Source organism: Sulfurovum sp., from assembly GCF_036568385.1.
Lineage (GTDB): Bacteria > Campylobacterota > Campylobacteria > Campylobacterales > Sulfurovaceae > Sulfurovum.
Map to the genome: position 1 here is coordinate 1 of NZ_DATCSP010000078.1, position 2,982 is coordinate 2,982.

Annotated in this window: 3 protein-coding genes; all 3 read left to right on the top strand. The window is 48.5% G+C overall.

The window, feature by feature from the left end:
• Positions 1 to 1,184, top strand: a 1,184-nt coding sequence (locus VIM88_RS08315) for a UDP-N-acetylglucosamine 4,6-dehydratase family protein (RefSeq protein ID WP_331862431.1), incomplete at its 5' end; no start/stop codon positions are given.
• Positions 1,185 to 1,237: 53 nt separating this feature from the next.
• Positions 1,238 to 1,483, top strand: a complete 246-nt coding sequence (locus VIM88_RS08320; RefSeq protein WP_331862432.1) for a helix-hairpin-helix domain-containing protein — start codon at positions 1,238 to 1,240, stop codon at positions 1,481 to 1,483.
• Between the two features lie 133 nt (positions 1,484 to 1,616).
• Positions 1,617 to 2,982, top strand: a 1,366-nt coding sequence (gene gltX, locus VIM88_RS08325) for a glutamate--tRNA ligase (RefSeq protein ID WP_331862433.1), incomplete at its 3' end; no start/stop codon positions are given.

The following is a 2,982-nucleotide window of genomic DNA, read 5'->3' on the forward strand; positions in this document are numbered from 1 at the left end:
CGATCGAGATGCTGGTGGAGCGAGAAGGCATCGAGGCAGTCATCATAGCGAAAGCGTTCGAACAGGATGTATTGCAATCGCTGTATGCAAGAGTGAATGCATTGAATATCTATGATATCAAAGTGGTGACACTGGAACAAAAAGAAAAAAAACTGAAGCAGGTCACGGTTGAAGACCTCCTCGCGCGGCACCCCAAGGACCTTGACCTGGATACGATCTCCTCTTTTGTGAAAGGCAAGTCCATTCTCATTACCGGAGCAGGGGGGAGCATTGGATCCGAGATCTCCAGACAGTGTCAGAAGTTCGGTGCGGGAGCTTTGACACTGGTAGACCACAGTGAGTTCAACCTCTATCAGATAGGGGAACAGATCGCAAATGCCCAGCTGAAACTGCTGAGTATCACCGACAAAGAGAGCCTGGAGGCTGTGTTTGATGAGGCCAAACCGCAGATCGTGATACACGCGGCAGCCTACAAGCATGTCCCTATCTGTGAGGATAACCCCGAAATGGCAGTGTTCAACAATGTGCTGGGGAGCAAAAACGTCATAGATGTCAGTATAGACAAGGGTGTGGAAAAAGTTGTCGTGATCTCCACCGATAAGGCGGTACGCCCGACCAACGTGATGGGTGCTACCAAGCGAGTGACGGAACTCTATGCGAACAATGTAGAGGCCAAAGGCACAGAGATCGTGGCGGTGCGCTTCGGGAATGTATTGGGCTCCAGCGGTTCGGTCATCCCCAAGTTCAAACAGCAGATAGAGGCAGGCGGGCCTGTGACGGTCACCCATCCTGAGATCACGCGTTATTTCATGCTGATCTCCGAAGCCTGCCAGCTGGTACTTCAAACCGCAGCGATTGCCAAAGGGGGAGAGCTCTTTATCCTGGATATGGGAGAGCCTGTCAAGATAGCAGACCTGGCACGGCAGATGATATGGCTTTATGGCAAAGAGGATGAGATAGAGATCCGTTTTACCGGATTGCGGCCTGGAGAGAAGCTTTATGAAGAGCTGCTTTTGGACGAGAGCGAAGAAGAAACCAGGTACAGCTCTATTTTCATCGTCAAACCGACACCGTACGATATCTCAAAATTGACACGCGATATAGAGGTATTGCTGGCAGCGGAAGACAAGGTCAGAGCATTGCAGGAGATCGTCCCGGAGTATACAAGAAACATTCAGGTATAATATTTTTAGTTATATTAATCTATAACTAAAAATAAATTTACTAAAGGAATGACATGGTTAGAAAGATCATAGCGGCATTTTTAATTTTTGCCACATCGGCCCTGTTCGGGATGAGCCTGGAGCAGTTGAACAAAGCATCCAAAGAGGAGTTGATGGAAGTCAAAGGTATCGGTGAAGCCAAAGCGGAAGCGATCATTGCAGAGAGAAAAAAAGGTGCATTTACCTCCTTTGATGATTTTCAAAGAGTCAAAGGCATAGGGGAAAAGGCTGCGTTGCGTGTGAAAGACCATGTCAAGTAATCTTTTGGATCAAAAATAAAAAGACGGGGAGGAAGGGCTTCGGCTCTTTGCTTTGTCCCTGCTTCGAACGCTATAATCCGCTTTAACCACATTTTCGCTACAATTCACTTATTTTTCTATTTAAGGTATGATCATGACAGTTACACGTTTCGCACCCTCTCCTACAGGCTATCTTCACATAGGCGGGCTTAGAACGGCACTCTTTTCCTGGCTGACCGCGCAGCACAACAAGGGAAGATTTTTGCTCCGCATCGAAGATACCGATATGGCCCGTAACTCTGAAGAAGCGACCGAGGCGATACTCAAAGCCTTTGAATGGGTAGGGATGAGCCATGACGGAGAGGTGGTGTATCAGTCGAAACGTTTTGAACTCTATAAAAAATATATCGATCAGCTGCTTGAAGAGGGGAAGGCCTACAAGTGCTATATGAGCAAAGAGGAACTGGCAGCACTGAGGGAAGAGCAGATGGCCAGAAAAGAGCGTACGCGTTATGATGGCCGTTACCGTGACTTTACAGGAACCCCGCCGGAGGGTGTTGACCCGGTCATCCGTATCAAGGCACCTGAGGAAGGGGATATCTGTTTTACGGATGGGGTCAAAGGCGAAATGTGTATCTCTGCCGATGAGGTGGATGACTTTATCATTGCCAGAGCGGACGGTTCCCCTACGTATAACTTTGTGGTTGCGGTCGATGATGCACTGATGGGACTGACCGATGTGATCCGCGGAGATGACCATCTTTACAATACCCCCAAGCAGATCGTGGTCTACAATGCACTGGGTTTTCCGCTACCGAACTTTAACCATGTGGCAATGATCAACAACGAGCAGGGCAAAAAACTTTCCAAAAGAGACGGGGCTACGGATGTGATGGAGTATAAAACGATGGGGTTTTTACCGCAGGCCCTCTTGAACTTCCTGGTCCGTCTGGGTTGGAGCCATGGAGACCAGGAGATCTTCAGCATGGAAGAGATGATCGCACTCTTTGATCCTAAAAATATCAACAAAAGTGCCTCCAACTATAATCTGGACAAGCTTCTCTGGCTGAATTCGCACTATATAAAGAACACACCGAACGATGAACTTGCGAGTCTGCTGAAAGAGTTTGGAGTGGATATCCACGGGCATGACAAGTTGGAGCTGCTGCTTGATGCGACGAAAGAGAGAGGGAAAACACTGGTGGAACTGGCAGAACAGATCAACCTGATCCTGACCCCTCCGAGCACGTATGACGAAAAGTCTGTCCAGAAAGCCTTCAAAGGTGAAGCCAAAGAGATCTTGACCGACTTCATTGCACTCCTTCAGACCTGGGAAAAACCTCTGCATTTGCCATGTGACTACCATGAGGTGATGGAGAAGATCGTGGAAACCAAAGAGATAGGCTTCGGGAAAATAGGGATGCCGCTGCGCGTCAGCCTCCTTGGTTCCATGACAGGCTCGGGACTGGATGAGATCATGGCTATTTTGGGCGTGGATGAAACGATCTTGCGTATAGAGA